19 protein-coding genes, 2 other RNA genes and 2 pseudogenes are annotated in these 25,556 nt (G+C 64.7%); 6 read left to right on the forward strand and 17 right to left on the reverse strand.

Going from position 1 to position 25,556, the window contains the following annotated elements; all coding sequences use genetic code 11:
- Window positions 1-6: 6 nt before the first annotated feature.
- Both WJW29_RS15595 and WJW29_RS15600 read right to left on the reverse strand, forming a co-directional pair.
- Entirely contained in the window at window positions 7-426 is a 420-nt protein-coding gene (locus WJW29_RS15595; protein ID WP_011260109.1) for a hypothetical protein, read from the reverse strand.
- Window positions 427-692: 266 nt separating this feature from the next.
- Window positions 693-818: pseudogene (locus WJW29_RS15600) on the reverse strand (peptidyl-Asp metalloendopeptidase); the annotation flags it as partial.
- 564 nt (window positions 819-1,382) lie between these two features.
- On the opposite strand from WJW29_RS15600, the gene WJW29_RS15605 reads away from it, so the two are divergent.
- Window positions 1,383-1,460: non-coding RNA, sX9 sRNA (locus tag WJW29_RS15605), on the forward strand.
- Window positions 1,461-1,494: 34 nt separating this feature from the next.
- Here the strand turns inward: WJW29_RS15605 and WJW29_RS15610 are convergent.
- The 5 genes from WJW29_RS15610 to folC all read right to left on the reverse strand — a co-directional run bounded on the left by WJW29_RS15610 (window position 1,495) and on the right by folC (window position 7,364).
- The gene (locus WJW29_RS15610) at window positions 1,495-2,319 is read right to left on the reverse strand and encodes a ferritin-like domain-containing protein (protein ID WP_011409297.1); all 825 of its coding nucleotides are present in this window, start codon (window positions 2,317-2,319) and stop codon (window positions 1,495-1,497) included.
- 138 nt (window positions 2,320-2,457) lie between these two features.
- Window positions 2,458-3,924, reverse strand: a complete 1,467-nt coding sequence (gene purF / locus WJW29_RS15615) for an amidophosphoribosyltransferase (protein ID WP_011260111.1) — start codon at window positions 3,922-3,924, stop codon at window positions 2,458-2,460.
- Between the two features lie 30 nt (window positions 3,925-3,954).
- Window positions 3,955-4,701: a CvpA family protein gene (locus WJW29_RS15620; RefSeq protein WP_011409299.1), complete on the reverse strand. Its 747-nt coding sequence runs from the start codon at window positions 4,699-4,701 to the stop codon at window positions 3,955-3,957.
- Between the two features lie 214 nt (window positions 4,702-4,915).
- A complete protein-coding gene (locus tag WJW29_RS15625) occupies window positions 4,916-5,998 on the reverse strand; it encodes an SPOR domain-containing protein (RefSeq protein ID WP_011260113.1) in 1,083 nt (360 codons plus the stop codon).
- A 67-nt stretch (window positions 5,999-6,065) separates the two neighbouring features.
- Window positions 6,066-7,364, reverse strand: a complete 1,299-nt coding sequence (gene folC, locus WJW29_RS15630; protein ID WP_011409300.1) for a bifunctional tetrahydrofolate synthase/dihydrofolate synthase — start codon at window positions 7,362-7,364, stop codon at window positions 6,066-6,068.
- Between the two features lie 182 nt (window positions 7,365-7,546).
- Here folC and WJW29_RS15635 point away from each other — a divergent pair.
- A non-coding RNA gene (locus WJW29_RS15635) (sX9 sRNA) lies at window positions 7,547-7,623 on the forward strand.
- A gap of 712 nt (window positions 7,624-8,335) precedes the next feature.
- On the opposite strand, the gene WJW29_RS15640 is transcribed toward WJW29_RS15635, so the two are convergent.
- The 3 genes and pseudogenes from WJW29_RS15640 to WJW29_RS15650 all read right to left on the reverse strand — a co-directional run.
- Window positions 8,336-8,980: a histidine phosphatase family protein gene (locus WJW29_RS15640; protein WP_041182256.1), complete on the reverse strand. Its 645-nt coding sequence runs from the start codon at window positions 8,978-8,980 to the stop codon at window positions 8,336-8,338.
- Window positions 8,981-9,071: 91 nt separating this feature from the next.
- Window positions 9,072-11,147: a S46 family peptidase gene (locus WJW29_RS15645; RefSeq protein ID WP_027703644.1), complete on the reverse strand. Its 2,076-nt coding sequence runs from the start codon at window positions 11,145-11,147 to the stop codon at window positions 9,072-9,074.
- A gap of 241 nt (window positions 11,148-11,388) precedes the next feature.
- Window positions 11,389-13,378: pseudogene (locus WJW29_RS15650) on the reverse strand (phospholipase C, phosphocholine-specific); the annotation flags it as partial.
- 55 nt (window positions 13,379-13,433) lie between these two features.
- On the opposite strand from WJW29_RS15650, the gene WJW29_RS15655 reads away from it, so the two are divergent.
- Both WJW29_RS15655 and tdh read left to right on the forward strand, forming a co-directional pair.
- Window positions 13,434-15,767, forward strand: a complete 2,334-nt coding sequence (locus WJW29_RS15655; protein ID WP_012445964.1) for a TonB-dependent receptor — start codon at window positions 13,434-13,436, stop codon at window positions 15,765-15,767.
- A gap of 502 nt (window positions 15,768-16,269) precedes the next feature.
- Window positions 16,270-17,304: an L-threonine 3-dehydrogenase gene (gene tdh / locus WJW29_RS15660; RefSeq protein ID WP_011260119.1), complete on the forward strand. Its 1,035-nt coding sequence runs from the start codon at window positions 16,270-16,272 to the stop codon at window positions 17,302-17,304.
- Between the two features lie 69 nt (window positions 17,305-17,373).
- Here the strand turns inward: tdh and WJW29_RS15665 are convergent, their stop codons facing one another.
- The 5 genes from WJW29_RS15665 to WJW29_RS15685 all read right to left on the reverse strand — a co-directional run bounded on the left by WJW29_RS15665 (window position 17,374) and on the right by WJW29_RS15685 (window position 22,394).
- Window positions 17,374-18,087 carry a TorF family putative porin gene (locus WJW29_RS15665; RefSeq protein WP_011260120.1) on the reverse strand — a complete coding sequence of 238 codons (714 nt, stop codon included), beginning with the start codon at window positions 18,085-18,087 and terminating at the stop codon, window positions 17,374-17,376.
- Between the two features lie 353 nt (window positions 18,088-18,440).
- Window positions 18,441-19,475 (reverse strand): sulfate/molybdate ABC transporter ATP-binding protein, encoded by a 1,035-nt coding sequence (locus WJW29_RS15670; RefSeq protein ID WP_027703808.1) that lies wholly within the window; start codon window positions 19,473-19,475, stop codon window positions 18,441-18,443.
- A gap of 7 nt (window positions 19,476-19,482) precedes the next feature.
- Window positions 19,483-20,436, reverse strand: a complete 954-nt coding sequence (gene cysW, locus WJW29_RS15675; protein WP_011260122.1) for a sulfate ABC transporter permease subunit CysW — start codon at window positions 20,434-20,436, stop codon at window positions 19,483-19,485.
- Entirely contained in the window at window positions 20,433-21,293 is an 861-nt protein-coding gene (gene cysT / locus WJW29_RS15680) for a sulfate ABC transporter permease subunit CysT (protein ID WP_011260123.1), read from the reverse strand. The genes cysW and cysT overlap by 4 nt, the downstream gene beginning before the upstream one ends.
- Before the next feature lie 3 nt (window positions 21,294-21,296).
- Entirely contained in the window at window positions 21,297-22,394 is a 1,098-nt protein-coding gene (locus tag WJW29_RS15685; RefSeq protein WP_011260124.1) for a sulfate ABC transporter substrate-binding protein, read from the reverse strand.
- A gap of 90 nt (window positions 22,395-22,484) precedes the next feature.
- Here WJW29_RS15685 and kbl point away from each other — a divergent pair, with 90 nt between their 5' ends.
- The gene (kbl, locus tag WJW29_RS15690; protein ID WP_011260125.1) at window positions 22,485-23,693 is read left to right on the forward strand and encodes a glycine C-acetyltransferase; all 1,209 of its coding nucleotides are present in this window, start codon (window positions 22,485-22,487) and stop codon (window positions 23,691-23,693) included.
- A gap of 2 nt (window positions 23,694-23,695) precedes the next feature.
- On the forward strand, window positions 23,696-24,088 hold the full coding sequence (locus tag WJW29_RS15695) for a hypothetical protein (RefSeq protein WP_011409307.1): 393 nt from the start codon (window positions 23,696-23,698) through the stop codon (window positions 24,086-24,088).
- On the opposite strand, the gene WJW29_RS15700 is transcribed toward WJW29_RS15695, so the two are convergent.
- Together WJW29_RS15700 and WJW29_RS15705 are read right to left on the reverse strand one after the other, a co-directional pair.
- Complete coding sequence (locus tag WJW29_RS15700) at window positions 24,039-24,899, reverse strand: pseudouridine synthase (RefSeq protein ID WP_011260126.1); 861 nt, start codon at window positions 24,897-24,899, stop codon at window positions 24,039-24,041. The two genes, WJW29_RS15695 and WJW29_RS15700, sit on opposite strands and share 50 nt — an antisense overlap.
- Window positions 24,900-24,918: 19 nt before the next feature.
- On the reverse strand, window positions 24,919-25,428 hold the full coding sequence (locus WJW29_RS15705) for a hypothetical protein (protein ID WP_011260127.1): 510 nt from the start codon (window positions 25,426-25,428) through the stop codon (window positions 24,919-24,921).
- Window positions 25,429-25,556: the final 128 nt, after the last annotated feature.

Here is a 25,556-nt window from a genome sequence, read left to right on the forward strand (position 1 = left end):
AAAGCATCACTGCATGCTTCGCGCACGCTGCGCGTAGTCGAAGAAATCCGCATTTACTACGTCGTACCACAGCAACGTGCCATCGGCCTGCACGCGGAAACGGTCGCGTACCGGGCTGGTCTGCGGATCACCGGGGCAACCGTCGCCGTGGCGTTCGCGCACTGCAAAATCGAAAGCGTCAGGCGAAGGCGCATCGCCTTCCTCGGCCATGATCCCGATGCAGTTATCCGGGTACACATGGTCGCTCTGCAAACGGGCTTCAAGCACATGCAGCGCGCGGGTTTGCGCGTCCTCACTGGCGGGCGCTGCAGGCGCGGTAACGGCAGGCTTGGGCTGCGTGGCAACGGGCTCGGCCGGTTGCTGCTTGCATCCGGCAACCGCCAGTGCGGCCAGGCAGACAAGCGCATAACGCAGGGGCGTGGACATGAAGGCTCCGCTCGACAAGACAGGGCCGGCAGTGACCGGCGGTGCGCCTAGTCTGCGCGATCCACGCGCGTGGGTGTAGCGTAAAAACGCCCGGCACGTGCGGTGCCGGGCCAGGTTTGGATCACTCCACGAGACTGAACGGAAGCCGGCAATCGTGGCCTTGGTGTTGACCAGCGCGCGTTGGTTGTCGGCGGTGCTGGCATTGCCCATGGGCACGCCGTTGTAGCTGATGTTGGGGTTAGACCAACAGTGCAGCCGGAGCAGTCGGTGGCGGCGGCACTGCGGCTTGGCGCAGGCCCGGTTTGATAGAGCGGTTTGCCGGCAGCGACGGCCGAACCGGCCAGGCACATGACGATCAGACCCACCGCGGTGCACATCGACTTCGACTTCATCGTCTTTCTCTCCTAAGACATGAAAGTTACGGATGTGAAACTCCTGCCCCCTGCCCACGGGACGCCATCAGGGCGCGTTGCACCGGACCGAATGCAGGTTGTTGCAATAGAAAATTACGGTTCTGCGATGTTTGCCGACGCCTGGATGCGATTCCAGCAGCGATCACGCAGGATCCATCGCACAGTCCTGCGGAAAAAAACGCGGTCTATCTGGGCCATGTCGAACAAGCGCTAGCCGCATTGATGCGTAACACAGCGACATCGCGTCGTTATGGAGATCGCTCTGCATGGACCTGTTCGCCTTCGCCACGCGATGGGCTGCGCGAATCTTCCCTATGGTGCAAGACACCGCGGCGCCTGTCGTATCGGCGCCGGCGGCTCGCGCCGGGTCGTCCTGGAAGGATCGAACTCATCCGCCGAGCATCGCCAGGCGCGCTCAGGTGACACGGCGCCAGCGCACGAACGCGCAAGAAAAATTCAGGACATAAGCTACGACTGCTTAGAGCGGCGAATAAAACGACTGCGCTCACCGCCAAGCCGGCGCGGCCGGTGCTCGGAATCGGCATGTACCAACTCGTACACTGCGGTTCTGAGCGCGCCGTCCGCGCCCACCTGACAGCTGCTCGCTTCGTTTTGTGAGCCGCTCTTATTCGCTACGCAGACACCGCCGCCACGCTCAGCCAGCCTGCTCCACCAAATCGGCCAGCTCGTCTTCGTCGAAACCGGCAAGCAGGCGCGCCTGCAGATTGAACGGCCCATGCAGATAGCCGCCAGCGTATTGGCGCAGCAACGCCTTGAAACGTGCGCGTGGCTCGACGCCGGCCTGCTCGCAATACCACCGGTACCAGCGCGAACCCGCGGCGACGTGCGCCACTTCTTCGCGCAGGATGGTTTCGAGCACCTCGGCAGTGGCTGCGTCGCCGAGCAAGCGTAGTTTGACGATCATCGCCGGCGTCACATCCAGGCCGCGCGCTTCGAGCACGCGCGGCACCAGGGCCATGCGGGCCAGGCCGTCGTGCGCGGTTGTCTCGCACATTTCCCACAGCCCGTTATGTGCGGCGAAGTCGCCGTAGTCGCGGTCGTGCGCCTGCAAGCGCGCGCGTAACAGCATGAAATGCCGCGATTCGTCATCGGCCACCGCCACCCAATCGGCGTAGAACGCTTGCGGCAGACCGCGGAAGCGATACACCGCATCCCAGGCCAGATCGATGGCATTGAGTTCGATATGCGCAATGGCATGGATAAATGCGGCGCGCCCTTCTGGCGTACCCAATCCGCGGCGTGGCAACTCGCGCGGATGCACCAGCGGCGGCGTCGGCGGACGGCCCGGCATGCGAATCGGATCCGGCGCAGGCGCTGTCGGATTGATCGCAAGACGGCCTGCGCGAAAGGCTGCTGCGTAGTGTTGGGTCAACGCGACTTTCTGCAGCGGGTCGGCCTGGTCAAGACACAGGCGAGCAGCATCGAACACATCGGTGCTTTCGAATAGACCGATGCTCATGATGTCGGCCACAGCAGATGATGGCCCGCTGCAGAAACGCAGCGCACCGGCATGCGCTTACACGCGTTTTGCCTTGCACAGCCAGCCGGCAGCGCCAGCCCGGCGGGCGCGACCAATCGGCCGCGTCGCCGCGGTAATTCAGGCGCGACGACGCTTCTTGGCATCGTCCGAGCGCAGCTGCTGGATGCGTTCGAAATATCCCGGCTCGATGCCGGTGATGTACTCGCCGTTGAAGCACGAAGAGTCGAACTGCTTGATGTCCGGATTCCCTTCGCGCACCGCCACTTCCAGGTCTTCCAGATCCTGGTAGATCAGCCAGTCGCAGCCCAGAAACTCCTGGATTTCCAGCTCGCTGCGGCCATGCGCGATGAGCTCTTCGGCCGCCGGCATGTCGATGCCGTAGATGTTGGGGTAACGCACCGGCGGCGCAGCCGAGGCCAGGTACACCTTGCGCGCGCCGGCGTCGCGCGCCATCTGCACGATCTGCCGGCTGGTGGTGCCGCGCACGATCGAATCGTCGACCAGCAACACCACACGGTTGCGGAATTCCAGGTGGATCGGGTTGAGCTTGCGGCGTACCGATTTCTGCCGTTCGCCCTGCCCCGGCATGATGAAGGTGCGGCCCACGTAACGGTTCTTGACGAAGCCCTCGCGGTACTTCACGCCGAGCACGTTGGACATCTCCAGCGCCACATCGCGCGAGGTGTCCGGGATCGGAATGATGGTGTCGATATCATGATTCGGGCGCAGGCGCAGGATCTTTTCGCCCAGCTTCAGGCCCATGCGCATGCGCGCCTTGTGCACCGAGATGTTGTCGATCATCGAATCGGGACGGGCGAAATACACGTACTCGAAAATGCACGGCGCGTTGTTGGTCGGCGAAGCGCAGATTTCCGAAAACAGCTCGCCGCGCGCCGTAATCACCAACGCTTCGCCCGGGCGCACGTCGCGCACGCGCTGATACCCCAGGATGTCGAGCGCTGCCGATTCGGAAGACACGATGTATTCGGCGCCTTCGGCATGCTCGCGCTTGCCCAGCACCAGCGGGCGGATGCCGTGCGGGTCGCGGAACGCGACCAGGCCCAGGCCCAACACCACGCTGACCACCGCGTAGCCGCCCTTGCAGCGGCGGTGCACGCCGGCCACCGCGCGGATGGCCGCTTCGGGGGTAAGCATGCGCTGCGCGTCCAGCTCGTAGGCGAACACGTTCAACAGCACTTCGCTGTCCGAATCGGTATTGATGTTGCGGCGGTCGGCTTCGAACACTTGCTGGCGCAAGGCCTCGGTGTTGATCAGGTTGCCGTTGTGCGCCAGCGCGATGCCATAAGGCGAGTTGACATAGAACGGCTGCGCCTCGTCCATGCCTTCCGAACCTGCGGTCGGGTAACGGCAATGCGCGATACCGACGCGGCCTTCCAGCACCGCCATTTTCTTTTCGTCGAAGACGTCGCGGACCAGGCCATTGGCCTTCTGCACCCGCAGGCGCGTGCCATCTGCGGTGGCGATGCCTGCGGCGTCCTGCCCACGATGCTGCAGGACGGTCAGGCCGTCATACAGCTGCCCGGCGACGTTCTGGTTGCCGACAATACCGACGATGCCACACATGGTGCGCGTTCTCCGCTTCGGCTTGCGCCGTTACTGTGAAGGTGGCCGTGCCTGGCCTGGGGACTCGACCCGAGCCGGGTCGCTTTCTCCGCCGCGAACCTGCGCCGGATCGATGTTGGCCGGCATCGCCTGGGTCGAATCGCGTCCGTCGCGAGCCGTCTTGGCGGGTTTGCCGAGCGCACGCGTGATGGTGTCGCTCAGCCCGGAACCGCCAAGTGCCTTGCCCAGGTCCGTATTATCGCCTGCCGAATGCAACTTCCCCAACTCCGTTGGCAAGTCGCCGAGCTCCATTGATGGCATTTCCATCGACGGCATCCGCCAGGCCGGCAATTGCGCCCGCATCCAGCCTGCGCCCGGCTGCAGCATGGGCAGCAGCACCGACTGGCGCCATGCCGCCTCGCGCGGCAGTGGGGTGAAGCCCATCAGCAGCACCAGCACGCTGGCCAGAAACGCCCCGCGCACCACGCCCAGGACGAAGCCGAGCATGCGGTCGGTGCCGCCGAGCTTGATCGCCTCCACGCCCGCGCGGATCACCATGCCGATCACCGCAACGCTGATCAACACGCCGACGAACACCATCGCGTAACCGCCGAACGATTCGGTGGCAGAGGGATGCTTGCCATCGGCCAGCCAGTGCGCGGCCGCGCCGCCGAACATGAACGTGGCCCAGCCGGCCAGCAACCAGGACAAGGTGCCGACCACGATGGCCACAAAACCGCGCAGCAAGCCCAACAACGCCGACACCAGAATGATCACGCCCAGCACCATGTCGATCATCGGCAAGCTCTCAGCGCGGCGCGTACGCCGCTAGTGCAATCTGGCTCGGTAGTCATTGCCCTCCCCTCCATGGGTGCGAGGCGTTCGCAATTCCAGTGCCTGCGGGCTGCGCAGTGCAGGCAGTTAGCCGACACATGACGGCGCGCCAGCAACGCAGTGGACGGGCGGCTGCCACGTCCGCAGTGGCCGCGTGTGCTTGCAGCTGGTACAGACATTACGGATGTGGCCGCACCATGCCGGAAATCCCGACCTTGGCTGCCACCTGGGCACGCAACTGTTCGGCATCGCCGCGATTGGCGACCGGGCCGACACGCACGCGGTTGAGCGCGCCCTTGTCGGTCCGCACCTGTTCGACGAAGGCGCTGAAGCCGGCAGCGCGCACACGGTCGCGCAAGGCGTCGGCGTCTTCGGCGCGCGCGAACGCACCCAGCTGTACTGCAAAACCGACCGCACTGGCCGCAGGCGCTGCCGGTGCGGTGGCCACCGGCTTGGCAGGCTCAGGCTTGGCAGCCACTTCCGGCTTGGCGGCTGCAGGCGGAGCGGTTGAAGGCTTGGTGACTTCAGGCTTGGCCGGCACGGGCTTGGGCGCTTCAGCCGGCTTGGGCGCGGCGGCGATCGGCTTGGCAGGCTCCGGCGGCAGGCTTTCGGTCTTGGTCGGTGCCGTGGTGCTCGCGGCGGCTACGCTGCTGCTTGGCTTGGTGGCCGGTGCGTGCACGGGCGGGGTGGCCACAGGCGCCGGAGCGGCGGCGTTGGCATCCAACGTCACCACCTGGGCGTTCACGTCGCTGCGCACTTTCACTGCCTGCAGGCGCGCCGATTCGGCCTGGGCCTGGTCGGCGTACGGCCCAACGCGCACGCGCCAGGCCGGGCGGCCGTTGATCTGGGTTTTTTCGCTGAAGCCGGGCAACTGCGCCTGCTTGAGTCGCGCAATCACCGCATCGGCATCGGCACTGGTGGCGTAGGCGCCGAAATTGACCGCGTAATTGCCGGCGGCCACTTCCGGTGCGGAAGGCGTGCTGGACGGGGCGGCCAGATCGGCGGCATCGGGGTTGTTCTGCACCGACGCCGGCGCACCGGCCATGCCCAGCGCGCCACCGGCCGGCGCATTGCCAGGGGTGACCAGCGGCAATTCGTGGGTTTCGAACTCGCCCTTGGCAGGTGCTGCAGGTGCCTGGAGCGGCACATCGGCCACACCGCTCGACGGCGCGGGGCCCTTGACCAGCATCGGCAGGAAGATCACGGCAAGCGCCACCAGAACGATGGCGCCAATCAGTCGCTGTTTCAGAGCAGTATCCACGGAAGAGACGAGAGGCGGCGTGGCGGGGTGCCGCGGCGATTATAAGGCCGGCGCCACCTCGACGACCTCAACAGGCTGAATGAAGTGCGCTAAGCGCGTCGGCCACGGTGTGAAACGAGCCGAACACCAGCACGCGGTCGCCGGGGCTGGCTGTGGCCAGGACCGCCTCCACTGCGCTGGCAACGTCGCGGTGACACAGCGCCTGCGCGGCGGCAGTCCCTTGCAGGCGTGCGTGCAGCGCCTGCGCCGATTGTCCACGCGCGCCCTCCAGCCCCGCCAATGCCCAGTGGTCGATTTGCGCAGCGACTGCCTCCACCACGCCCACGACATCCTTGTCGGCAAGAGCAGCGTAGATCGCGTAGGTGCTGCCGGCGTGCGCCTGCGCACCGAGCGCGGCGGCCAGCGCGCGTGCGGCCTGTGGGTTGTGGCCGACATCCAGCAACACCTGAAGGCCATCGACCGCAAGGCGCTGCAATCGCCCGGCCACTTGCGCGTTGCCGATGCCCTGCACCCAAGCTGCAGCGGGCACCTCCACCGGCAACGCCTGCAATGCGGCGATCGCAGCGGCTGCGTTGGCCAGCTGTACCGGCGCGTGCAATGCCGGCATCGGCAATTCCAATGTCACTGCCACATCGCGCCAGCGCCATTGCGGCGCGTCGGATTGCGGGTTTTCGGGGTGCTGCACCTCAATCGGCTCGAAGAAATAATCGCTGCCGGCACGGATCGCATTGGCACCCAGCTGGTAGGCGCGCCGCAACACGCTGGATGGCGGGTCGATCTCGCCCAGCACCACCGGCTTCCAGGCGCGCATGATGCCGGCCTTCTCGGTGCCGATGGCCTCGCGGTCTTCGCCCAGCCAATCGGTATGGTCGATGTCGACGGTGGTGATCACCGCCACATCCGCATCGACGATGTTGACCGCATCCAGGCGCCCGCCCAGGCCGATTTCCAGCACCGTCAGATCCAGCGCGGCGCTCTGGAACAGCCACAAGGCCGCCAACGTGCCGAATTCGAAATAGGTCAGCGCGGTGTCGCCGCGCGCTGCCTCTACCGCAGCAAACGCATCGACCAGCTGCGCGTCGCTGGCCTCCTCGCCGTCGATACGCACGCGCTCGTTGTAGCGCAGCAGATGCGGCGAGGTGTAGGCACCGATCTTCCAGCCGGCAGCACGCCCGATCGCCTCGATAAAGGCCACGGTCGAGCCCTTGCCATTGGTCCCGCCCACGACGATGGCATGCTTGGCTGGCGCTGCGATCTGCAGGCGCGCAGCCACCTCGCGCACGCGCTCCAATCCCATCGCGATACTGCTGGGGTGTTGCTGCTCGATGTAGGCGAGCCACTCGGAGAGTGTGGTGGGGGTGGTCATGGGGTTACCTGATGCCGTGCGAGCGAGATTATCGCGCGCGTGACGCCAGCGTGGCCTACCAACGGTCGCAACACTGGATGCATTGCCTGGGCAGATGGCGCTGGCGAGGCAACGCACCTTAGAGCGGCTAACAAAGCTACTGCACAGCCGTCAGGCGGGCGCGGTCGGTGCTCGGAATCGGGATGGACCACGCGTCCACTGCGGTTCTGAGCGCGCCGCCCACACCCAACTGACGACTGCTCGCTACGTCCTGCCAGCCGCTCTTGGTTTGCTGACGGGCACTGGTGCGCATGAGGCAAAGATGAAATCGCAAGCCATGGCTTGAGCGACCACCTCACGCCATCCGTCAGGACGGCAGGTCACGACCCAATCACTGATGGGTGGCATTGAGATGAAGATTGCGCACTGTGGAGCCAGCAGCGGAGCGTTTTCCCTCGATCACTGCCTGTCCATGTCCGCCACCCAAATCAGGAGCTTCACCAACCAACATGCAAAGCCGTTGCGGGGCCCCACGCGGCAGGGGTCCACGGTTACCGCATGCGGGCATGGCAAACTCCCGGACGCCGAGCGGACCACGACATCTTCTGAGGACACATCGCCAAAGACTTCTGTCCATACCCAGGGACCGAGTCTGACGATCAATGCCCATCCCAGCATCGCAACGACGCTGCCCAGCAACGACCATCGGAACACGACGCTGCCGACACCATGTCCTTCGATCTGACGTTGAAGCCGGCCAGTTGCATTGGCCCAGAGCAACAAGGAAAAAACATCGCAACTGCAACACATGCGACCACAAAGGTCAGATCGACCAATGCATTCGTCGGCGGAAGAACCCTGGAGTAGTGGACCAACAGAAAAAAACGAGAATGCCAGAAAGAGGCAGACGCGCTGCAGACGTCCTGTGTCTCGCAACATGCCTATGATGACTCGTCTCCGTCCTGGTAGACCTGCGCTGAGGTTGCCAGAGGCTACAACGCCCGATGCTTGGCCTCACCAAAGAACGGTGTGTGGTGGGCGCAGTCGTTGAGGCGGACCACTTCGAGGTGCTCGACGTCATCGCCTTCGAGCAGATTGAGCGTGGTCGGGGCCTGGCGGAAGCTCCACAGCTTGCACAGCGGCAGCCCCAGGATATTGCACAGGATCACGCGATTGACCGCATCGTGTGCGACCACCAGCAAGGTGTCGTCGGCGCCCAGTCCATCGGCGGCGCGCACCAGGCCGCGCCAGCTGCGGTCCAGCACCTGACGCAACGATTCGCCGCCCGGCATCAGCACGGTGTCGGGCTCTTCGCGCCAGGCGCGCAAACGTGCTGGATCCTTGTCGTTGATCTCGCTGGCCAGCAGGCCCTCCCACTCGCCGTGCGCAATTTCCTGCAGATCGGCATCGGTCTGCAACAGCGCCTCGCGCGACGCGCCCAGCGCAGCCTTGGCAGTGGCCTGCGCACGCGACAGCGGCGACGCCACTGCGCGATCGATCTGCAGCGCGTGTAGCCGTTCGCCCAACGCGCGCGCCTGACCTTCGCCAACCGGCGACAGCGGAATATCGATCTGGCCCTGGTAACGGCCTTCGGCGTTCCACGGCGTCTCGCCGTGACGAGCAAGCAGGATGCGCATGCGCTGGGAGTTCCTTGGGGGGAGGGACCGGCTCGCCGCAGCGAAACCGGACCGCATCATACCCCTGACGCCGCCCCGCCGGCCGCCCGCGTCAGCGCACGCCGAGTTCCTTCAACAGCTGTGGCGCCGGGGCGACTTCGGTCATGATCCAGCGCAGATAACGACTATCTACGGCGATCATGCGGGTCATTGCCGGGTCGAAGACCCAGTTGCTGCTCACCGACTCCCAATTTCCGTCGAACGCCAGGCCGACCAGCTTGCCCTGCGCGTCCATGACTGGCGAACCGGAGTTGCCGCCGGTGATGTCCAGGTCCGACAGGAAGTTGACCGGCACCGTGCCCAGGCGCTTATCTTCCAGGCCGGCATAGCGCTTGGCCTTGACCGCATCCAGCAGGGCCTTGGGCGAATCGAACGGATCGGCGCCGGTGTCCTTGGCGGCCACTCCCTCCAGGGTGGTGAACGGCGTGTAGGCCACACCATCCTTGGGGGTGTAGCCCTTGACGTTACCGAAGGTGATGCGCAGCGAGGAATTGGCGTCCGGATAGACGAACTCACCCTGGCTCTTCTTGTAGTCCGCCAGCGCCTGCAGATAGCGCGGACGCGCCAGCAGTTCTTCGCCTTCACGGCGCTTTTCGTCGCGCTCGATCTGCAGTAGCGACGGCATCAGCGCCACCGCATAGCGCAGCGCCGGATCGTCGCTGGCCTCGAACGCGGCGCGGTCGGCATGCAGCCACTTCAAGCGTTCTTCCGTGCTGCCAAGCTTGGTGCCGGTCAGTCGCGCCGCAGCGGCCTGCGCGTCGGCGCCGGCCAGCCATTGGTCCAGCGCCGGCAAGCGCTGCGCGGCGGGCAGCTTCAGGTACTGATCGAACCAGTAGCGCTGCAACTGCCCATCCATCGAGGCAACGTAACGACGCTCCATCTGCTTCTGCGCGCCCTCGATCTCCGGCAAGTCGCGCGCTTGGTAGCCTGGTTCGCGCTCGGCGTCAGGCTTGGCGCGTTCGATTGCCAGGCGGTACAGCGACAGCGCGCTGCCGAGCACACCGGTACGGCGCATCTGGCGCAGGATCAAGTCGCGGTCGCGGGTGGCCTTGGCCTGCTCGTCCAGTGCCAGCAGTTGCGTATGTGCCTGCAGCGCGGCGCGGCCGTCGCGGCCCTGGCGCTTGAGCCAGGCCAGCACCGCGCGTTCTTCGGCCTGCTTCTGCCTGGCCGCGTCGATGCGCTTGAAACCCTGCAGCTGGCCTTCGTAGTTCTTGGCGGCGTTGTTCCAGCTGGCCATGGCTGCGGCGTACTTCACCTGGATGTCCGGGTCCTGCTTGCCGGCCTGCTCGACCAGCGCAATCAGCTCGCGGTACTGCCGTCCGGCGGTGGGATACGCCCAGTTGGCGGTGTTGTCGAATTCGGCGGCCAGCGCGTAGCGATTGGTGCGGCCGGGATAGCCGGCCACCATCACGAAGTCGCCAGCGCCCAGCGGCTGGTCGGCAAATTTCAGGAAGTGCTGGGGCCGGTACGGCACGTTGTCCTTGGCATAGGCGGCGGGCTTGCCGTCCTTGCCGACATAGGCGCGGTAGAACGAGAAATCGCCCGTGTGGCGCGGCCACATCCAATTGTCGATGTCGCCGCCGAATTTGCCGATCCCCGATGGCGGCGCGTAGGCCAGGCGCACGTCGCGGATCTCCAGGGTGCGGAACAAGCGGTAGGTATTGCCGCCTGAAAAGCTATACAGCTCGCAGCGGTAACCGGTCTCGGACTCGCAGGCCGCGACCTGTGCCTTGTCGAACGTTTCCAGCGCCTGGGTACGCTTGAGCGCATCGCTGCCGGCGCCGACGATCGCCGCCTTCGCCTGCGCGGTGACGTCGGTGATGCGGTCCAGCACGTAGATGCGCGCGTTCGGTCCGGCGCTCAGTTCCGCGCCGGCACTGGTGGCGCTAAAACCGTCGCGTATCAAATTCTTCTGCGCAGTGGAGTTGAGCTGGATCGCGCCGTAGGCGCAATGGTGGTTCGTCACCACCAGCCCTTGCGGCGACACGAAACTGGCGGTGCAGCCGCCCAGCGACACCACGGCGCCCATCGGATCGCCGGTCAGGTCGGCCAGTTGTTGCGGCGACAGACGCAGGCCGGCTTGCTGCAGTGGGCCGGCAATCTCCGGCAGTTGTTGTGGAACCCACATTCCCTCGCCGGCTTGTGCAGATGACGCCACTGCCAGCGTGGCCAGCATGGAAACAGCGAACAGGTTTGGACGCATCGAAAGCCCCAGAGTCATTTTCGTTACAGTGTAACGCCAGTGTCTGCGGCGCAACCCATGACTGATGGCAGGGTCTGCGCGCACGCTCTCGACACGCAGATACGGCGGCGCGCAGCACGCGCCAGTTGATCGGCCTGCAGCGTGCGGGGCTGGGCGTGGGCCGCGCTTAGACGCGGCAGAACGCGGGATCGCTGCGACCGGGCCTGCCGGTTTCCAGATGCCCGGCCAGCCGGCGACGGAAGGCGCTACCCGGTTGCTCGACTACAAGGTCGTACCAGTGGTCGCTGGCGGCGAGCGCGAAGCGAATGGTCTCGCGCTGACCTGCGGCCAGCCGCAACGTGCGCGCGGTTGGATCTGCGTAGTCCAGCGCACGCAGCTGCAAGGTGCATGCGCGCTGCCCCGCATTGCCGATCTCCAGCACCAAGGCGTCGCCATCCTGCCGCGCGTCCACCCACGGCACTGCCGATGGAGGGGAAGCCTGCGACACCTCGCCCGCGAATTCGCGCAAAAAGCCATTCGGCCCATGCAAACGCATGGGCGTACGCACCGTTCTGCGTGGCATCGACCGGCGCATCATCCAGCTGCGTGCCGGGTAGCACCGTGTAGTACCACGGGCCGCCGTTGGCAGCGCTGCTGTAAACGTTGAACGCCGCTGCAGCTGCGCCGCTGTTGACGAACTGCAATTGCAGGCCGGTGGCAGCGTGCACGCGTGCGTGCACTTGCAATGCGTATGGCAATGCGCGCGCGGGACGTTGTCCTGACTCCTGTTTCGGCATCGTTGCGGCGGTGGGCGGAACCGGCAGCGGTTTATCGCGCACGGCAGCTGTGCGTGCGCGATAGTCATCGACCGACGGCAACGCACTCAATGCCGAATCGTCCGGCTTGCGAAAGTCGAACACACTGGTGAGATCGCCACTGACCGCACGCCGCCATGGGCTGATGTTCGGCTCGGCCACGCCGAAGCGCCGTTCCAGCAAGCGCAACACCGAGGTGTGATTGAACACCTGCGAGTTGACCCAGCCACCGCGCGTCCAAGGTGAAATCACCAGCATCGGCACGCGAATGCCCAGGCCGATCGGCAAGCCGTCGTAGACCTCGCCACGCGTGTCGACATTGCTGCGCCCCATGCGTGCGTCCAGTGCCGGCAATGGCGCGGGCACATGATCGAAGAAGCCGTCGTTTTCGTCGTAGTTGATGATCAGCGCGGTCTTTGCCCACACCTCGGGGTTGGCGGTGAGCGCAGCGATCAAACGCGCCACCAGCGACTCGCCATACGCAGGCGGTGCTTCCGGATGTTCGCAATATGCGGTGGGCGGAATGACCCACGATACTTGCGGCAAACGATTGGCCTGCACATCGGCAGCGATTGCGGCAACCAGATGCTCGGCCTGGGTGATGACGGCATTTTCAGCAGTGGAACCGGGAACGCATGCACGGGCACGCTGGTAACGTTCGTCGTCGGTGTGCAGATCGCGATAGTGCGAAAAATACGCCAGCGAATTGCAGCCGAAGTTGTCGTATTCCTGATAGACGCGCCAGTCCACGCCGGCCGCCTGCAGATGCTGCGCGTACGTGGTCCACTCCAACGCCGCGTAACCGGGCTTGTCGCGCGCCATATCGGCGGTCCAGTTGCTGTCGTCGGCGTTGGTCACTGCTTGCGCACCGAAGTTGCCCATGCTCTGGCCGCTGGTACCGGTGAACAGATACATGCGATTAGGATTGGTCGGCCCGTGCAGCGAGCAGTAGTAGCCATCGCAAATGGTGAACGCGTCGGCAAGCGCGTGGTAGTACGGGATGTCATGACGCTGGAAATATCCCATCGTCAATTCGCCCTTGTACGGCACCCACGCATCGTATTCGGCCCAGCGTGCCGGGTCTTGCCCATGGCCGGCCTTCCAGGAGTGATCCAGGCTTTTGATCAAGGGCGCGCAGGTAGTTTGCGAATCGAACGCAAACGGCAGCAGACGTCGTCCATCGGCTGCGGGCTGACTCCATACCGGGTGACCGTCGCGCAGCTGCAGCGCGCGCGGATCGCCGAACCCACGCACGCCACGTAACACGCCAAAGTAATGATCGAACGAGCGGTTTTCCTGCATCAGGATCACCACATGCTCGAGATCGCGCAGCGTGCCGGTACGCGCGTTGGCTGGCAGCGCAAACGCATTGCACCGTGCGTCCGCTCTCAGCCGTGCCCGAACAGGACTCCCCCCCATGATTTCCACTCGTCGCTTTCATGTCACTCCGCTGGCGCTCGCCCTGGCAACGCTGCTTCCCGTCGTCGCGCAGGCCGCGTCGCCGGCCGAACCGTTTACTGTTGCTCCTGCAGCGGAAGCAGCGGCGCCCGCCGATGCCGCCACCAATGCCACGCAGCTGGATGCAATCAATGTGGTATCGCAAGGCAGCACGCGCCAGGTGCAGCGCATCAGCCGGCAGGATATCGAGCAGCTGACACCCGGCAGCAGCGCATTCAAGGCGGTGGAGAAACTACCGGGCGTGCAGTTCCAGTCGGCCGATCCGTTTGGCACGTACGAGTGGTCCACACAGGTCACCTTGCATGGCTTCGATCAAAGCCGCCTGGGTCATACGCTCGACGGCATTCCGCTCGGCAACATGAGCTACGGCGTGACCAATGGCTTGCACATCACGCGCGCCATCATTTCGGAAAACCTCGGTTCGGTGGAGATTGCGCAAGGCGCCGGCGCACTTGGCACAGCGTCCAACACCAATCTCGGCGGCACGATGCAGTTCTACTCGGCCGATCCGCAGACCACCCCGGGTGCGCGGTTGGTACAGACGATGGGCAGCGACGCAACGCGGCGTACCTTCGTGCGCGCTGACACCGGCGATCGCGATGGGCTGTCGGCATATCTGTCTTACGCCAATGCCAGCACCGACAAGTGGAAGGGCGACGGCGATCAAACATCCGAGCAGGCCAATCTCAAGACGGTATACCAATGGGGCGACGGCAACCGTCTGAGCCTGTTCGTGGATACCTCGCGGCGCAAGGAATACGACTACATGGATCTGTCGTTGACCAGCCAGCGCGCGCTTGGCTGGGACTACGATTACCTGCAGCCGGATTGGGCCACCGCCGTGCAGATGGCACGCGCGTATCAGAACACCGGCGCCACCAGCGGCGTGGCGAACGGCTACCCGCAATCGCTGGCCGGCCTGCCCAGCGACTACAGCTGGCTCGATGCCATGTATTACGCCGGCGGCGGCTTGCGTCGCGACAACCTGGCGGGCTTGTCGGGCACGTTCGTGTTTGGCGGCGCCACGCTCGATGGCAGTGGGTACTACCACGGTAATCGTGGCGAAGGCCAATGGGTGACGCCGTACGTGCGCACCTCCGCAGACATTCCATTGTCGATGCGCACCACCGACTACCGCCTGGATCGCTTCGGCGGCACCAGCGCATTGAAATGGTCATGGGGTAATCACGACCTGGAAGTGGGCGCCTGGGCAGAGAACGCGCGCACCTCGCAGGGCCGCAATTACTTCGCGCTTGGCAACGAGGGGCAGACCTCGCTGTACAACGTTTACGAAGCACAGATCCCGTTCCGCCGCGATTTCCTGCAGCGCTACACCACGCAGACGCGCATGCTGTATCTGCAGGACACCGTGCGCCTGCTCGACGATCGCCTTACGCTGAATTACGGCGCAAAAGCGCTCAGTACCACCACGCGCGCGCAATCGCTGGTGCCGACCACCGCACTGGCGCAAGGCCGCATTCCCGCCGAAGATCATTTCCTGCCGCAGGTGGGCGTGAACTACAAACTCGACGAGCGCCAGGACCTCTACGCGTCCTTTAGCAAGAACATCGCCGCCTTCGGCTTCACCCCGTTCGCCACCTCGCAGGCCGCCTTCGACCGCAGCCGCTCCACGCTGGAGCCGGAAGAATCGCAGACCGTGCAGGTGGGCTATCGCGTGCAGGATGCGCAGTTCCAGCTGTCGGCCGATGCCTACTTCACCAGGTTCTCCAATCGCCTGCTGACCACCTCGCCGTGCACCGCGGTGCAGACCTGCGCCGCGATCCTCAGCAACATCGGCGCAGTGCATAGCGCCGGTGCGGATCTGGCACTGATGTGGCACCCGACCGAAGGCTTGAGCTGGTTGAACTCGCTCTCCTGGAACCGCTCGCGTTACCAGGACAATTACCTCAACAACGGTGTGGTCGCGACATCCGGCAAGGATGTGGTCGGCATCCCGGCGTTGATGTTCTCTTCCAGCGCCAGCTACCAGATCGGCAATCTGCGTCTGGATCTGGATGGCAAGTACGTGGACAAGCGCTACATCACGTTCCTCAACGACTCGCAGGTGCCGTCGTACTGGCTGTTGAATGCCGGCGCGCGGTACGACTTCGGCCGCGTCGGCGGCGTGGCGGATGTCGCCCTGGCGCTCAACGTCAGTAACCTCACCGACAAGCGCTACTTCGCCAGCACCGGCACCAACGGCTATGTCGCCTCCGATCCGGATGGCTACAACCAGACCATGGTGGTCGGCGCCCCACGGCAGTACTTCATGAGTCTGGATGTGAAGTTCTAAGCGCGGCCGAGCAACGTCGCGAGCAGCGGGCAGATGGCCATGGACGGCGCGCTCACCACCGGAATGTACGCGTGGTACACGCCGATTCGGAGTGGCGGGCGCGCCCGCATGGCGACGGTGCAGTGGTTTTTTAGCTGCTCTGGCCCCGCTGCCTGCTCCTTGCGCCTGCCGGGCCAAAAAGACCAGGCTGCGCGCCATGCATCCAAGCCAGCGCTGCCGCGCCGTCGATGGGGCCGTAGCGCGGAGCAAGGGCATTGGAGCGATGCAGGCGCCGATGACTCACGCCTGCGATGTTTGGCGAACGCGCTACCCGCGCAGGCGGCGACAGGTGTGGGCGGCGGCTCTCATCCTGTGCTGAGGTGCCAACGTCGTCTCAACGGGCACGGGCCAGATCGGCCCTGCCCTACCGTGGATCCAGGGCGGCATCATTGCACCGCCGCATGGCATAGAGGCCGCGACGCCTATAATCGCCGGCTTACGTTCACTCAGCAGGTTCCGCCAGATGGCGCAGACGATGAAGGCGCTGGTCAAGCGCGAAACGAACAAGGGCATCTGGCTGGAACAGGTGCCAGTGCCGACGCCCGGCCCCAACGAGGTGCTGATCAAGCTGGAAAAGACCGCCATTTGCGGCACCGATCTGCACATCTACCTGTGGGACGAGTGGAGCCAGCGCACGATCAAGCCGGGCCTGACCATCGGCCATGAATTCGTCGGTCGCGTGGCCGAGCTCGGTTCGGCAGTGACCGGCTATCAGGTCGGTCAACGGGTGTCGGCCGAAGGCCACATCGTGTGCGGCCATTGCCGCAACTGCCGTGGCGGCCGCCCGCACCTGTGCCCCAACACCATGGGCATCGGCGTCAACGTCAATGGTGCCTTCGCCGAATACATGGTGATGCCGGCCAGCAACCTGTGGCCGATCCCGGACCAGATTCCGTCCGAGTTGGCGGCATTCTTCGACCCCTACGGCAATGCCGCGCATTGCGCGCTGGAATTCGACGTCATCGGCGAGGACGTACTGATCACCGGCGCCGGCCCGATCGGCATCATTGCGGCCGGCATCTGCAAGCATATCGGTGCGCGCAATGTGGTGGTCACCGATGTCAATGATTTCCGTCTCAAGCTGGCCGCCGATATGGGTGCCACGCGCGTGGTCAACGTGTCAAAGACCTCGCTCAAGGACGTCATGGCCGACCTGCACATGGAAGGCTTCGACGTGGGCCTGGAAATGAGCGGCAACCCGCGCGCGTTCAACGACATGCTCGATTGCATGTACCACGGCGGCAAGATCGCCATGCTCGGCATCATGCCGCGCGGCGCCGGTTGCGACTGGGACAAGATCATCTTCAAGGGCCTCACCGTGCAGGGCATCTACGGCCGCAAGATGTACGAGACCTGGTACAAGATGACGCAGCTGGTGCTGTCGGGTTTTCCGCTGCACAAGGTGCTGACCCATCAGCTGCCGATCGACGATTTCCAGAAGGGCTTCGACCTGATGGAAGCAGGCAAGGCCGGCAAGGTCGTGCTGAGCTGGAATTGACCGCACAAACCGCTTGAACGCAAAAGGCGCCCGAGGGCGCCTTTTGCGTGTTCGCTCAGTGCAGCCGTGTCACGGCCAGGTCACCGTGGCGGTGGCGACGGTCCGGCCTTCGGTATTAGGACGACCGAAACCGAATTCGGCAGGCTCGCTGGTGTCGTAGTAGCCGATGTTCAACGCAAGCGGGCCAAAGCTCTTGCCGACGGTGATCGCGTAATCGTTGTAGTCGTGATCCACCTGCTTCAGCGCCGATGTGTAGCGGGTGTGCCCGACATGCGCACCGATGCTGAACTTGTGCGGCAACGGCCAGTTGGCATCCAGCGCATAGTAATAGCCGTCGGTCTTGGTGCCGTACAGATCGTTGGTGTATCCGACGGTGAGGCTGTAGGTCTTCAGGAACGTCGTCTTGGTGACCAGTTCGTTGTAGTTCGTCTTGCCCGCGCCCGGATAGTTGTAGCGGGTGACCGCGACATCGAGGTCCCACTGCTTGCCCAGTTCGACACCATAGCCGACCGTGGTATCCACTTCCCAATCCGGATCGCCTTCGCCGGGATCGACGTTGGATGTCCAGGCGGCCACGTAGAAGCCGGAAGGATGCTTGTAGGTCAGCCCGGCCTGGAATGCAGGATCCCCGTTGGTCTGGGACACACCGCGGAACACGTAGTCGCTGGTGACTGCAAAGGTGCCGGTGAACGGCGACAGGGGGGCTTCCTCTTCCTGCGCCTGCGCCAACGGCGCGGCACTCAGCGACAGCAAGAGACAACAAGCAAGCGTAGACATCTTCATCGGGCATCTCCTAGAGCGATGGGTGATCGAATCGCGCGAATCGGAATTGCCTTCACTTCATAGTTGGAATGCCATAGCAGCACAACATAAAAGTATCGCTCGCTTGACACAGCGCACACCTTCGGCGCGTCAGAGGCCGATAGGAGTGCTACCGGCAACGTCATCGACGCCAGAAACCGCTTCTTGAGACGCAGTCTGCATCGCCGCATTCCCCTACACCATGTCAGGCCAGACCGCAGTCCGCCAGGTTCCGGTATCGTCGCCGCTTGCGCCCGTCTGCTGGTCGAGCCAAGCGCTTCACCCATTCGCACGGCGGGTATCCTCGCCCATGCGCGGGAGAGCATCGCTGACGATCAAACGGCAGGAAAGACCCCGTACTGCCGCGCCGCCAGCCGCAACTGTTGCCCTGGCTGAAAGCTACCGGCCGAGGCAGGCAGTTCCACTTCCACTTCGTTGCCTGCCGGCTCCAGCGTTGCGCGTAGACGCAGGCGTGCCCCGCTGCGCTGCGACCACGCCACCGTCGCCGGCCAGCCGGCCTCATCGGGCACCAGATCTTCCGGCCGCACGTACACCTCCACCGGCCCTGCAGCCAGCGCGGCATTGGCCAAGGGAAGTGCGTGCCCAGCCACCTGGATCTGGCCCTGCGCCAGCACCCCGGGGATCCGGTTCACTGCCCCAACGAACGAATACACGAAAGGCGAGGCCGGCTTGTCGTAGATCATTGCCGGTGTGTCGAGCTGCTCGATGCGGCCGCGGTTGAGGATGGCCACCCGATCGGCCAGTTCCAGCGCTTCTTCCTGATCGTGGGTGACGAATACCGTGGTCAGGCCGGTGCGTTCATGCAGCTCGCGGAGCCAGCGGCGCAGATCGCGGCGCACTTGCGCATCCAGCGCGCCGAACGGCTCGTCGAGCAACAACACGCACGGCTCGATTGCCAGCGCACGCGCCAACGCCACGCGCTGCCGCTGGCCGCCGGAGAGCTGGGTGGGATAACGCTGTTCCAGACCCTGCAGCTGCACCAGCGCCAGCAGTTCCTCCACGCGTGCACGGATGCGCGCTTCGGCCCAACGCTCGTTGCCGCGGCGTACGCGCAAGCCGAACGCGATGTTCTCGAACACGTCCATATGCTTGAACAGTGCGTAATGCTGGAACACGAAGCCGACCCGACGCGATTGCACGCTCATGCGGGTGGCATCTTCATCGCCGAACAGCACCTGCCCGCCATCTGCATGCTCCAGCCCGGCCATGATGCGCAGCAGCGTGGTCTTGCCCGAGCCGGAGGGTCCGAGCAACGCCAGCAACTCGCCCTGGCGCACATCCAGGGTGATGTCGTCCAGCGCGGTAAAGGTCTCGAACTGCTTGCGCAGATGGTGGATGCGGATGCCCATGGTCACCTCAGTGGCGGTGGTTGGCGGCCAGCGAATCGCCGTGCCGCCATTCCAGATACGTCTTCAGCGCCAAGGTCAGCAGCGCGGTCAGTGCCAGCAGCGAGGCGCAGGCGAATGCGGCGCTGTAGGCATATTCGTTGTAGAGAATTTCCACATGCAGCGGCAGCGTGTTGGTGCGTCCACGGATATGCCCGGACACCACCGACACAGCGCCGAATTCGCCCATCGCACGCGCCGCACACAGCAGCACGCCATACAACAGGCCCCAACGGATATTGGGCAGCGTCACTCGCCAGAACATCTGCCAGCCGTTCGCGCCCAGACTCAGTGCCGCCAGTTCTTCGTCGCTGCCCTGCTGCTCCATCAGCGGCATCAGTTCGCGCGCGATGAAGGGGAAGGTCACGAACGTGGTCGCCAGCACGATGCCCGGCAACGCGAACACGATCCGCGGCAGCTGGATCACACATTCGCCCAGCGCCGGCAACTGCACATGCCAGCCTTCGTCGATCAATGGCCAGGCCCAGCCGCTGCGGCCGAAGATCAGCACGAAGATCAAGCCCGCCACCACCGGCGACACCGAAAACGGCAGGTCGATCAGGCTGACCAGCAGACGTTTGCCCCAGAACTGGTGCTTGCTGATGGCCCACGCAGCGGCCACGCCGAATATCAGATTCAATGGCAGCACGATCGCCGTCACCAGCAAGGTCAGCTTGATCGCCGACAACGCGTCCGGGTCGACCACTACGCGCAGGAAGGTCTCCCAACCGCCACGCAACGCCTCGGCAAACACCAGCACCAGCGGCAGCAGCAAAAACGCCAACAAAAAGAGTACCGCGCCGAACATCATCAGCCATTGCACCCAACGCGGCTCGTTGCTGGCCGACTCGGTGATGCGACGCGCCTGCCTGGTCATGGCATGGGTCGGCAACATGGAGGGCAGCGAGGAAACAGCATCGCTCATGCGGGCCTCCGTTGATACTGCAGCAGGCGTGCCTGCAAGGTATTGACCACCAGCAAAATGACGAATGACAGTAATAACATCGCCGCGGCAATGGCAGTCGCGCCCGCATAGTCGAACTCTTCCAGCCGGATGGTGATCAGCAGCGGCGCGATCTCGGTGGAATTGGGCAAGTTGCCGGCGATGAAGATCACCGAACCGTACTCACCCACGCCACGTGCGAACGCCAGCGCGAATCCGGTCAGGACCGCTGGCCACACGCCTGGCAGCACTACCCGCCATACCGTTTGCCAGCGCGAGGCGCCCAATGTGGCAGCGGCAGCCTCTACTTCGCGATCGCTCTCGGCCAGCACCGGCTGCACCACGCGCACCACGAACGGTAAGCCGACGAACACCAGCGCCAGCACGATGCCCAGCTGCGTGTAAGCCACCTTGATACCGATTGCTTCCAGCCAGCGGCCGACCCAACCCTTGCCGCCATACAGCGCGGTCAGCGCAATGCCGGCCACCGCCGTCGGCAACGCAAACGGCAGATCGATCACCGCATCCAGGAAGCGCTTGCCCGGAAACTGGTAGCGCACGAACACCCACGCCACCCACGTGCCCATCACCGCATTGAAAGCGCCAGCCGCAAGCGCCGTACCGAAGCTCACCCGCAATGCCGACAGCACGCGCGGCTCGCTCCATATCCGCCACAGACCCTCCCAACCCAGGCCGCTGGTCTTGATAAAGATCCCCAGCAGCGGGATCAGCACGATCAGGCCAAGCCAGGTCAGGGTGATACCCAAACTCAGGCCCAGCCCCGGCATCACGCGTCGGCGCGATGACGGCGCTGAGTGGGGTGCAACCGACATCGCCATCGCCTACTTGTTGGCCTGGATCTGGTCGAACACACCACCGTCGGCGAAGTGCTCCTGTTGCGCCTTGTCCCAAGAGCCAAACGCCTGCTGGATGGTCACCAGCTGGATATCCGGGAAACGCGCCATGTCGGCGGGGTCGGCAAATTCCGGATGCCGCGGGCGATAGAAATGCTTGGCTGCCAGCTTCTGGCCTTCCGGCGCGTACAGATAGCGCAGGTAGGCTTCGGCCACCTCGCGGGTGCCATGCTTGTCGACGTTCTTGTCGACCAGCGCCACCGATGGCTCGGCCAGGATCGACAACTTCGGTACCACGATCTCGAACTTGTCCTTGCCCAATTCCTCGCGCGCCAGCAGCGCCTCGTTTTCCCAGGCCAGCAGCACATCACCGATCCCACGCTGCACGAACGTGGTGGTTGCGCCGCGCGCGCCGGTATCCAGCACCGGCACATTGCGGAACAAGGCCTGCATGTAGCGCAGGGTGCGCTCGCGGTCGCCCTTGAAGATATGGTCGGCGTACGCCCAGGCGGCCAGATAGTTCCAGCGCGCGCCACCGGAGGTCTTCGGATTCGGGGTCACCACCGACACGCCCGAGCGCAGCAGGTCCGGCCAGTCATGGATGTTCTTGGGGTTGCCCTTGCGCACCAGAAACACAATGGTCGAGGTGTACGGCGCACTGTTGTCGGGCAGGCGCGCTTCCCAATCGGTATCGATCAGCTTGGCCTTTTGCGCGATGGCATCCACGTCGTAGGCCAGCGCCAACGTCACCACGTCGGCCTCGATGCCATCGATCACCGCGCGCGCCTGCTTGCCCGAGCCGCCGTGCGAGGTTTCCACGGTGACGGCGTCCTGCGGGTGCTGCTGTTTCCAGTGCGCGGCAAAAGCGGTGTTGTAGTCGCGGTAGAACTCGCGGGTGGGGTCGTAGCTCACGTTAAGCAGCCCGATCTCGCGTGCGCCTGCCGGGCCGGCCAGGACCAGCAGGGTGCAAAGAAGGCAAGCAAGACGGATACGGGGGTATGTCACGACAATCTCCTGGCCGGTTGAGCACAGCTGAACAGCAAGCATGCCATGCTGCGCAGCGTCACGCAGGCGGTGAAATGACATCAGCGCCGCCGCTTATGCCGATTTTGTATGACGTAGTGGTATGCCACCGTGATCGTTAACATTGCGCTTCTTTCTGCCACTGCGACCGCCATGACCACCGCTCCCGCCGCGCTGACCGCCCATTACGCCGCCGAACTGGACGCGATCCAGGCCCAGGGCCTGTTCAAGTCCGAGCGCATCATCACCGGCCCGCAGTCGGCCCAGATCACCCTGGCCGATGGCCGCCGCGTGCTGAATTTCTGCGCCAACAATTATCTGGGCCTGGCCGATCACCCGGACATCATCCAGGCCGCCAAGGACGCGCTGGATAGCCACGGCTTCGGCATGGCCTCGGTGCGCTTCATCTGCGGCACCCAGGATCTGCACAAGCAGCTCGAACGCACCATCGCCGAGTTCTTCGGTACCGAAGACACCATCCTCTACGCGGCCTGCTTCGATGCCAACGGCGGCCTGTTCGAGCCGCTGCTCGGCGAGCACGACGCGATCATTTCCGACGCGCTCAACCATGCGTCCATCATCGACGGCGTGCGCCTGTGCAAGGCCAAGCGCTTCCGCTACGCCAACTGCGACATGGTCGACCTGGAGGCGCAGTTGCAGGCCGCCGACGCCGCCGGCTGCAAGACCAAGCTGATCACCAGCGACGGTGTGTTCTCGATGGACGGCTTCATCGCGCCGTTGGACGAAATCACTGCCCTGGCCCGCAAGTACAACGCGCTGGTGCATATCGACGAATGCCACGCCACCGGCTTCCTCGGTGCCACCGGCCGCGGCTCGGCCGAGGTCAAGGGCGTACTCGACCAGATCGATATCTTCACCGGCACCCTGGGCAAGGCCATGGGTGGCGCTCTCGGTGGCTTCACCACCGCCAAGCGAGAGGTGATCGAGCTGCTGCGCCAACGTTCGCGCCCCTACCTGTTCTCCAACTCGTTGCCACCGCACGTGGTGGCCGCCGGCATCAAGGCCTTCGAGATGCTGGATGCCGCCGGCGAGCTGCGCACGCAGCTGGTCGACAACACCACGTATTTCCGCGCACGCATGACCGCCGCCGGTTTCGACGTCAAACCCGGCGTGCATCCGATCAGCCCAGTGATGCTGTACGAGGCACCGCTGGCGCAAAAATTCGCCGAGCGTTTGCTGGAAGAAGGCATCTACGCCATTGGTTTTTTCTTCCCGGTGGTACCCAACGGGCAAGCGCGTATCCGCACTCAGATCAGCGCGGCGCATACGCGCGAGCACCTGGATCAAGCGATCGCCGCATTCATCAAGATCGGGCGCGAACTGAAGGTGATCGACGCCTGAGCATGCGCACGGCGCTGCGCCAACGGCTGCTGCTGGCGGCGCAGACCGATGCGCAGGCGCAACTGCTCGACGGTCATTGGCATACGCGCTGCCTGCACTGCCGCCTGCATCTGCAGGTGCGCGCCGACGGCGAGCCGCTTGGCCACACCACGCTGGAACACGTGGTGCCGCAAGCCTGGTTCGGGCGGCACGCAGCGGCGGCGCTGTGCGCGTTGGTGGGCGACGATGCCAACGATGCGCGCGATCTGGCGCTGGCCTGCGCCGGCTGCAATCACGCCAAAGGCCGCCGTCACGATGCCAACGGCGCCGGCGACCCGCGCGCTTACGAGGTGGTCAGCGCCCTGCTCAGCGCGCGTCTGGCGCGCTGGCGTGCGCCGCCGGTACCAACGCCCTGACTTCTTCGGCACTCAGCATCCGCCACGCGCCTTTGCCGAGCTCGCCCATCGCCAGCGGACCGATCGCCACGCGCATCAGCCGCAGCACACCGATGTCCACGGCAGCCAATAGCCGGCGGATCTGCCGATTACGGCCTTCGTCCAGCACGATTTCCAGCCAGGCATTGCGCTCGCCTTCGCGCAGCACGCTGACCTGCTTGGCGCGCAACAGCATACCCTCGCCCTCAGGATCCGGGTCGACCACACCGGCCTGCAGCTGCGCCAGTTGCGCGACATTAGGCAGGCAATCGATCTGCACGTGATAGGTCTTGTCCGGCCCGGTCGCCGGGTCGGTCACCGTCGCCGCCCACTGCGGATCGTTGCTGAAGAGCAGCAGGCCTTCGCTGGCCTTGTCCAAGCGCCCGACCGGGGCGATCCACGGCAAACCGGCACCATCGAAACAGCGATAGACCGTGTCCCTGCCCTGCTCATCGCGCACGGTAGTGACCACGCCGCGCGGCTTGTTGAGCATCAAATAGCAACGCGCCGGCCCTGTCAGCGGCTGCCCGTCGACGGTGATTGAGAATTGCTGATCGGCGCGGATTGGAAATTCGGGATCGCGCACCACGCGTGCCGAGACGCTGACGCGGCCATCGGCGATCCAACGCGCCGCCTCGGTGCGCGAACACACACCGAGCTTGGACAACACGCGCGCCAGCCCATGGCGTGGCGCGGCATTGGCGGGTGCAGCAACGTGGGCACGCGTTGCGCCTGCCGCTCCCGGACCACGCTGACGTTGCCGGGACGTTGCCGGCGGTGGCCGCCGGGGCATGCCGTCCCGACCGCGCGGCTTACTTATTCTCGACCGGCTTGGCGTCGGCCGCAGGTGCGGCGGGCGCTGCCGGTGCCGCGCCAGCGGCCGGACGTGCCTTGACCACGCGCACACCGCGCGCCTTCATCCAGGCATCGAATTCTTCTGCCGTCATGCGCTTGCCGTTCTGGCTCATGTCGAAGCGCCACGGGGTGTTGTCGAACGCCGTCTTGGCCTTGTAGGCCGCCGGATCGTTCGGGTTGACGGTGCCGCCGGGCGGAATGACCTTGGCCAGATCCTGGCAACCTTCCACGCGCAGGCGCAGCAGTACGCGGTCCACCGACTGGTCGCTGCTGTAGGGCTGTGCCAGCACGCCGGTGGGCATACCCAACTGCACGCTGCGGGTGTAGAACTCGGCAGCCGCCGGTGCGACGACGGTAGCGGGCAACGGCAGTGGCTGGGACACCGTGCTGCCAGCGCAGTTCGTAGCGGCGTAGGCGGCGGGAATCAGAGCGAGACAGAGCAGTCCTGCCGTAGCGGTACGCAGCATCGGGTTCTTCCAAGTATGAGTGTGGTTTTGACGCGGCGAGTGTAGGCAGCGATGAACGCTGTTTCAACAGGAACCGTGCCGGGATGACAACACAGACAGGATCAGCAGCGCTTGAGCGCGCTTTTCCA

The sequence above is a fragment of the Xanthomonas sp. JL1 genome (assembly GCF_038405005.1).

What these genes read in the sequence shown, in the direction of transcription:
- purF (WP_011260111.1), bottom strand. Translation starts at nt 3,924, where the DNA reads ATGTGTGGCATCGTCGGTATTGTCGGCAACCAGAACGTCGCCGGGCAG.
- cysT (WP_011260123.1), bottom strand. Translation starts at nt 21,293, where the DNA reads ATGGCGATGTCGGTTGCACCCCACTCAGCGCCGTCATCGCGCCGACGC.
- WJW29_RS15610 (WP_011409297.1), bottom strand. Translation starts at nt 2,319, where the DNA reads ATGAGCATCGGTCTATTCGAAAGCACCGATGTGTTCGATGCTGCTCGC.
- WJW29_RS15705 (WP_011260127.1), bottom strand. Translation starts at nt 25,428, where the DNA reads ATGCTGCGTACCGCTACGGCAGGACTGCTCTGTCTCGCTCTGATTCCC.
- WJW29_RS15620 (WP_011409299.1), bottom strand. Translation starts at nt 4,701, where the DNA reads ATGATCGACATGGTGCTGGGCGTGATCATTCTGGTGTCGGCGTTGTTG.
- WJW29_RS15700 (WP_011260126.1), bottom strand. Translation starts at nt 24,899, where the DNA reads ATGCCCCGGCGGCCACCGCCGGCAACGTCCCGGCAACGTCAGCGTGGT.
- WJW29_RS15665 (WP_011260120.1), bottom strand. Translation starts at nt 18,087, where the DNA reads ATGAAGATGTCTACGCTTGCTTGTTGTCTCTTGCTGTCGCTGAGTGCC.
- WJW29_RS15645 (WP_027703644.1), bottom strand. Translation starts at nt 11,147, where the DNA reads ATGTGGGTTCCACAACAACTGCCGGAGATTGCCGGCCCACTGCAGCAA.
- tdh (WP_011260119.1), top strand. Translation starts at nt 16,270, where the DNA reads ATGGCGCAGACGATGAAGGCGCTGGTCAAGCGCGAAACGAACAAGGGC.
- WJW29_RS15655 (WP_012445964.1), top strand. Translation starts at nt 13,434, where the DNA reads ATGATTTCCACTCGTCGCTTTCATGTCACTCCGCTGGCGCTCGCCCTG.
- folC (WP_011409300.1), bottom strand. Translation starts at nt 7,364, where the DNA reads ATGACCACCCCCACCACACTCTCCGAGTGGCTCGCCTACATCGAGCAG.
- WJW29_RS15595 (WP_011260109.1), bottom strand. Translation starts at nt 426, where the DNA reads ATGTCCACGCCCCTGCGTTATGCGCTTGTCTGCCTGGCCGCACTGGCG.
- kbl (WP_011260125.1), top strand. Translation starts at nt 22,485, where the DNA reads ATGACCACCGCTCCCGCCGCGCTGACCGCCCATTACGCCGCCGAACTG.
- WJW29_RS15640 (WP_041182256.1), bottom strand. Translation starts at nt 8,980, where the DNA reads ATGCGCATCCTGCTTGCTCGTCACGGCGAGACGCCGTGGAACGCCGAA.
- WJW29_RS15670 (WP_027703808.1), bottom strand. Translation starts at nt 19,475, where the DNA reads ATGGGCATCCGCATCCACCATCTGCGCAAGCAGTTCGAGACCTTTACC.
- cysW (WP_011260122.1), bottom strand. Translation starts at nt 20,436, where the DNA reads ATGAGCGATGCTGTTTCCTCGCTGCCCTCCATGTTGCCGACCCATGCC.
- WJW29_RS15695 (WP_011409307.1), top strand. Translation starts at nt 23,696, where the DNA reads ATGCGCACGGCGCTGCGCCAACGGCTGCTGCTGGCGGCGCAGACCGAT.
- WJW29_RS15685 (WP_011260124.1), bottom strand. Translation starts at nt 22,394, where the DNA reads ATGTCATTTCACCGCCTGCGTGACGCTGCGCAGCATGGCATGCTTGCT.